A 6,401-nucleotide genomic window follows, 5' to 3' on the forward strand; every position below is an offset into this window, starting at 1 on the left:
AAAGGACCCCACAAGGCCTCCGCAATCCTTAGCGAAACGCGGCGATCGCATCCACCGATTCGCGAATCAGCGCGGGGCCTTTGTAGATGAAGCCCGAATAGATCTGCACCAGGCTTGCACCGGCCGTGATCTTCTCCGCCGCGTGCTTGCCTTCGGTAATGCCGCCAGCGGCAATGATCGGCAAACGCCCGGCCAATTCGCCCGCCAGCACTTTCACGGTATGGGTGCTCTTCTCACGCACCGGCGCACCCGACAGACCGCCCGCCTCGTCGCCATGCTCCATGCCTTCAACACCGACACGGCTCAAAGTCGTATTGGTGGCGATGACCGCGTCCATGCCGGTTTCGATCAACGCCTGGGCAACCTGCGCAGTTTCTTCGTCGGTCATGTCCGGCGCGATCTTGATCGCCAGCGGCACATGCTTGCCGTGACGCAGGGCCAGTTCGGCGCGACGGGTGGCCAGATCAGCGAGCAATTGCTTGAGCGAATCACCGAACTGCAGGCTGCGCAGGCCCGGGGTGTTTGGCGAGCTGACGTTGACGGTGACGTAGCTGGCGTGGGCGTAAACCTTGTCCAGGCAGATCAGGTAATCGTCGACCGCACGCTCGACCGGGGTATCGAAGTTCTTGCCGATATTGATCCCCAGCACGCCCTGGTATTTTGCCGCAGCTACCCGCGCCAGCAGGTTGTCCACACCGAGGTTGTTGAAACCCATGCGGTTGATGATCGCCTCGGCTTCCGGCAGGCGGAAGATCCGTGGTTTCGGGTTACCCGGCTGCGGACGCGGGGTCACGGTGCCGATTTCGACAAAACCGAAACCCAGTTGCGCAAAGCCATCGATAGCCGCGCCGTTCTTGTCCAGACCTGCCGCCAGCCCGACCGGGTTCGGGAACTCCAGCCCCATGACGGTCACCGGCATTTTCGCCGGCGCCTTGCACAGCAAGCCATTGAGGCCCAAACGTCCACCCGCGCCGATCAGATCCAGCGACAGATCGTGGGAGGTTTCCGGGGAAAGTTTGAACAACAGCTGACGGGCCAGGGTGTACATGGGCGGCAATGACTCGGGCGGCGAAAAGAGGCGGCGATTATAGCCGGGCATCGTCCCCCGGCGCGAGGCGCCTGCGCGAATCAGGCGACTGGCATATGCCTTGCACCACCCCGCTCATCAGTCTGCCGACCAATGACGGCGCGCAGGCCAGGACAATGGCGTCGTCCCCGGGTTTTGCCTGCGCAGAATCCGGGACGACGTTTTTTTTGAGGTAGCGTATGAACGAAACGTCCTTGGGGCCTCTGGCCTGGGTCAATGGCAGCGATGCGCCGGAAAAGAGCGCGATCGATCTAGGCTTCATGGCGCTGAGCGACTGCGCCTCGGTGGTGGTCGCCGCCACCCAGGGCTTCGCCCAGCCCTACGGCCTGACCCTGAACCTCAAGCGTCAGGCGTCATGGGCCAACCTGCGCGACAAACTGGTCAGCGGCGAACTGGATGCCGCGCACAGCCTGTACGGGCTGATTTATGCGGTGCACCTGGGCATCGGCGGCGTCGCCCCGACCGACATGGCGGTGCTGATGGGCCTGAACCAGAATGGCCAGAGCCTGAACCTGTCCCATGGTTTGCAACAGGCTGGCGTGAACAGTCCTGAAGCGCTCGATCGGCATGTGCACCAAAGCCGCGCAAAACTGACCTTCGCCCAGACTTTTCCCACCGGCACTCACGCGATGTGGCTTTATTACTGGCTGGCGAGCCAGGGCATTCATCCGTTGCAGGACGTCGACAGCGTGGTCGTGCCGCCGCCGCAAATGGTCGCGCACCTGCAAGCCGGGCGCATCGACGGTTTTTGCGTCGGCGAACCGTGGGCGGCCAGCGCCGTGCAGCAGAATCTCGGCTTCACCCTGGCGACCAGCCAAAGCATCTGGCCCGACCACCCGGAAAAAGTCCTCGGCTGCACCCGCGAATTCGTCGAGCAATATCCCAACACCGCGCGGGCGCTGGTCATGGCCATTCTTGAGGCCAGCCGCTTCATCGAAGAAAGCCCGGAAAACCGCCGCAGCACCGCGCAATTGCTCAGCGCTGCGGAGTACCTCGACACCCCCGCCGCGTGCATCGAGCCGCGTTTTATGGGTGACTACGCCGATGGCCTCGGTAATCGCTGGCAGGATCCGCATGCGCTGCGTTTTCATGGCGATGGCGAGGTCAATCTGCCCTACCTTTCCGACGGCATGTGGTTCATGACCCAGTTCCGTCGCTGGGGTCTATTGCGCGAGGATCCGGATTATCTGGCCGTCGCCCGCCAGGTTCAGCGTCTGGATCTGTACCGCGAGGCAGCGAGCGCTGTCGGTATTGCGGCTTCGCACGCCGACCTGCGCAGCAGCCAGTTGCTCGACGGCAAGGTCTGGGACGGCAGCGATCCGGCGGGCTACGCGCGCAGTTTCAAGCTGCATGCCCTGAGCGACGCCGCCCCGCTTCTCGCCCAGCGCTGACAGGAGACCGCGAACATGTTGCGCATTCTGCTGATCAACGACACCGCGAAAAAAGTCGGACGCCTGAAAGCGGCGCTGACCGAGGCCGGCTTCGAGGTAATCGACGAGTCCGGCCTGACCATCGACCTGCCGGCGCGCGTCGAAACGGTGCGCCCGGACGTGATCCTGATCGATACCGAGTCACCGAGCCGCGATGTCATGGAGCAAGTGGTGCTGGTCAGCCGCGACCAGCCCCGGCCGATCGTGATGTTTACCGACGAACATGACCCGGGGGTGATGCGTCAGGCGATCAAGTCCGGGGTCAGTGCCTACATCGTCGAAGGCATTCACGCACAACGGTTGCAGCCGATTCTCGACGTGGCGATGGCGCGCTTCGAGAGTGACCAGGCCCTGCGCGCGCAATTGCAGGCCCGTGACCAGCAACTGGCCGAGCGCAAGCGCATCGAACTGGCCAAGGGTTTGCTGATGAAGATGAAGGACTGCAACGAGGAAGAGGCCTATACGCTGATGCGCCGCCAGGCCATGAGCCGCCAGCAGAAGCTGATTCAGGTGGCGGAGCAGATCATTGCCATGAGTGAGTTGCTGGGCTGAAGTTTTCGCTGCAAATCAAGAGCCCCTCACCCTAGCCCTCTCCCGGAGGGAGAGGGGACCGACCGCGTTGTCTGGCGCTGTCCGCCGACCTGAACGACCGAGTCGATTATGGATTCACTCGAAATCGTTCAGATCGGCAAATGATTCGGCCATCCCCCGCTCGGTTCCCTCTCCCTCTGGGAGAGGGCTAGGGTGAGGGGCTTTTGCTTTTCAGCTGTTGGCACAAATCTCGCTAAGTAAACCGCACAGGTAACCAACGGCGGTTGCCCCACCTACGACAAAGACGTCGCTCACCCCGTTCGCCCCTCGGCGAATCAGGTAGCGGCGTTTTTGCGTTTTGGCCCCATAGAGCGGGGCCGGTGGTGCGGCCGTGAGGCGCTCCACCTGCTGTGCATGACTCCTTTCGAGAATCTTTTCAGCCGAGGTGCGCGATGAATTCAAGCTTCTGGAAATCCGGCCATACCCCGACCCTGTTCGCGGCCTTCCTGTATTTCGACCTGAGCTTCATGGTCTGGTACCTGCTCGGCCCGCTGGCGGTGCAGATTGCCGCCGACCTGCACCTGACCACCCAGCAACGCGGCCTCGTCGTCGCCACGCCGATTCTCGCCGGCGCGGTGTTGCGCTTCGCCATGGGCATGCTCGCTGATCGCTTGTCGCCGAAGACCGCCGGACTGATCGGCCAGGTCATCGTCATCTGCGCGCTGTTCGGCGCCTGGAAACTCGGCATCCACAGTTATGAACAGGCGCTGATCCTCGGACTGTTCCTCGGCATGGCCGGCGCGTCGTTCGCCGTGGCGCTGCCGCTGGCCTCACAATGGTACCCGCCAGAGCACCAAGGCAAAGCCATGGGCATCGCCGGTGCGGGCAACTCCGGCACCGTGTTCGCCGCGCTGCTGGCGCCAGTGATTGCCGCCGCGTTCGGCTGGAGCAATGTTTTCGGTTTCGCCCTGATCCCGCTGGTTTTGACCTTGGTGCTGTTCGCCCTGTTGGCAAAAAACGCCCCGCAGCGGCCAAAACCCAAAGCCATGGCCGACTACTTCAAGGCCCTCGGTGATCGCGACAGCTGGTGGTTCATGTTTTTCTACAGCGTCACCTTCGGCGGCTTCATCGGCCTGGCCAGCGCCCTGCCCGGTTACTTCAACGATCAATACGGTCTGAGCCCGGTGACCGCCGGCTATTACACCGCTGCCTGCGTGTTCGGCGGTAGCCTGATGCGGCCATTGGGTGGCGCGCTGGCCGATCGCTTCGGCGGCATCCGCACTTTGCTGGCGATGTACACCGTCGCAGCCATCTGCATCGCAGCGGTGGGCTTCAATCTGCCAAGTTCCTACGCGGCGCTGGCGCTTTTCGTCTGCACCATGCTCGGCTTGGGTGCTGGCAACGGTGCGGTTTTCCAATTGGTGCCGCAGCGTTTTCGTCTGGAGATCGGCGTGATGACCGGGCTTATCGGCATGGCCGGCGGTATCGGCGGCTTCGCCCTCGCGGCCGGCATGGGAGCGATCAAGCAAAGCACCGGCAGTTATCAACTGGCGCTGTGGTTGTTCGCCAGCCTCGGTGTGCTGGCGTGGTTTGGCCTGCACGGCGTCAAGCGTCGCTGGAGAACCACCTGGGGTTCGGCGGCGGTGACGGCGGCGCGGGTCTGAGGCCTCAATGGCTCTGCAACTGAGCTTCGCCGAAGCCAGCGCCACCGGCCCGCGCGCGGAGAATCAGGACGCCCTGCGTTCGGTGACTCCGGCGCCGGCACTGGCGGTGAGCAAGGGTTATCTGTTCGCCATCGCCGACGGCGTCAGCCAGTGCGCCGATGGCGGCCTCGCCGCGCGTTCGACCTTGCAGGCGCTGGCGCTGGACTACTACGCGACGCCGGAAACCTGGAGCGTGGCCCAAGCGCTGGATCGCCTGCTGCTCGCGCAAAATCGCTGGCTGCAGGCCAACGGTGGTGGGCAACCGCTGCTGACCACAGTCAGCGCGCTGGTGATGCGCGGTCGACGCTTCACCCTCGCCCACGTCGGCGATTGCCGGGTCTATCGCTGGCACGCCGAGCGCTTGCAGCGCATCAGCGAGGATCACGTCTGGGAGCAACCGGGCATGCAACACGTGCTCAAACGTGCGCTCGGGCTCGATCAGCATTTGGTCCTGGATTTCCTCGACGGCGAACTGCGTGAGGGCGAAAGCTTCGTGCTGCTCAGCGACGGCGTCTGGTCGACCCTGGGCGATACCGCGATCGCCGCGATTCTGCGTGATCAAGCGGATCTGCACAGCGCAGCGCAAACCCTGGTCAACGCCGCGCATCTGGCCGGCAGTCAGGACAACGCCAGTGCCCTGCTGGTGCGCGTCGATGCGCTGGGCGAAGCGAGTATCGGCGATGCGCTGGTGCAATTGCAGCAATGGCCACTGCCGCCAACGCTGAAACCCGGGCAAGCGTTTGAAGGCTGGCAGGTGCAAGGCATTATCGGCCAAAGCCAGCAATCATTGCTGTATCGCGTGCTCGATAGTCAGGGCCAGCCTTGGCTGTTGAAGACCTTGCCGACGCGGCTGGCCGACGATCCGCAAGCCGGGCAGGCGCTGCTGTCGGAAGAATGGTTTCTCAAGCGCGTGGCCGGCCGGCATTTTCCGCAAATCCATGCCTGCACTCAGCGTCAGCATTTGTACTACGTGATGCGCGAATACGCCGGGACGACGCTGGCCGAAATGTTTCAACTCAACGGCCCGTTGCCACTGGTGCAGTGGCAGGACATCGCCGAGCGGCTATTGCGCGCGGTCGGGCTGCTGCATCGACGGCAGATTCTGCATCGCGACATCAAACCGGAAAACCTGTTGCTGGGGGATGATGGCGAGCTGCGCCTGCTGGATTTCGGCCTGGCTTATTGCCCGGGACTGTCCGAGGACGCGCCGTCGACCCTGCCGGGAACGCCTGGTTTCATCGCCCCGGAAGCGTTTCGCGGCGAACCACCGAGTGCACAACAGGATTTGTATTCTGTCGGTGTCACTCTCTATTACCTGCTCACCGGGCATTTCCCCTATGGCGAGATCGAAGCGTTTCAGCGGCCCCGATTCGGCGTGCCGGTGAGTGCCAGTCGCTATCGCCCGGACTTGCCGGACTGGCTGGCGCAAAGTCTGGAACGCGGCGTCGCCGCCGATCCGCAGCAACGCTTCGAAACCGCTGAAGAGTGGCTGCTGGTGCTGGAACAGGGTGAGCGGCAAAGTTTGAGTGTGCGGCCCCGGCCTTTGTTGGAGCGGGAGCCGTTGAAGGTCTGGCGGGCCATGGCGTTGGTGGCGTTGCTGGGGAATGTGGTGCTGCTGGTTTTGTTGTTTCACAGTTGAACCGCGCCGCG

At 63.3% G+C, this 6,401-nt stretch carries 5 protein-coding genes; 4 read left to right on the forward strand and 1 reads right to left on the reverse strand.

Annotated features, from left to right (window positions below; genetic code table 11):
- Positions 1-28: 28 nt before the first annotated feature.
- Complete coding sequence (locus F8N49_RS24185) at positions 29-1,048, reverse strand: quinone-dependent dihydroorotate dehydrogenase (RefSeq protein ID WP_151552877.1); 1,020 nt, start codon at positions 1,046-1,048, stop codon at positions 29-31.
- 218 nt (positions 1,049-1,266) lie between these two features.
- On the opposite strand from F8N49_RS24185, the gene F8N49_RS24190 reads away from it, so the two are divergent.
- The 4 genes from F8N49_RS24190 to F8N49_RS24205 all read left to right on the forward strand — a co-directional run bounded on the left by F8N49_RS24190 (position 1,267) and on the right by F8N49_RS24205 (position 6,390).
- Positions 1,267-2,478: a CmpA/NrtA family ABC transporter substrate-binding protein gene (locus tag F8N49_RS24190; protein WP_151552880.1), complete on the forward strand. Its 1,212-nt coding sequence runs from the start codon at positions 1,267-1,269 to the stop codon at positions 2,476-2,478.
- A 15-nt stretch (positions 2,479-2,493) separates the two neighbouring features.
- Complete coding sequence (locus tag F8N49_RS24195; RefSeq protein ID WP_007916390.1) at positions 2,494-3,069, forward strand: ANTAR domain-containing response regulator; 576 nt, start codon at positions 2,494-2,496, stop codon at positions 3,067-3,069.
- A 431-nt stretch (positions 3,070-3,500) separates the two neighbouring features.
- Entirely contained in the window at positions 3,501-4,712 is a 1,212-nt protein-coding gene (locus F8N49_RS24200) for a NarK/NasA family nitrate transporter (protein ID WP_016773839.1), read from the forward strand.
- A 7-nt stretch (positions 4,713-4,719) separates the two neighbouring features.
- Positions 4,720-6,390: a bifunctional protein-serine/threonine kinase/phosphatase gene (locus F8N49_RS24205; protein ID WP_151552882.1), complete on the forward strand. Its 1,671-nt coding sequence runs from the start codon at positions 4,720-4,722 to the stop codon at positions 6,388-6,390.
- Positions 6,391-6,401: the final 11 nt, after the last annotated feature.

The organism is Pseudomonas sp. GXM4, assembly GCF_008923895.1.
GTDB lineage: Bacteria > Pseudomonadota > Gammaproteobacteria > Pseudomonadales > Pseudomonadaceae > Aquipseudomonas > Aquipseudomonas atacamensis.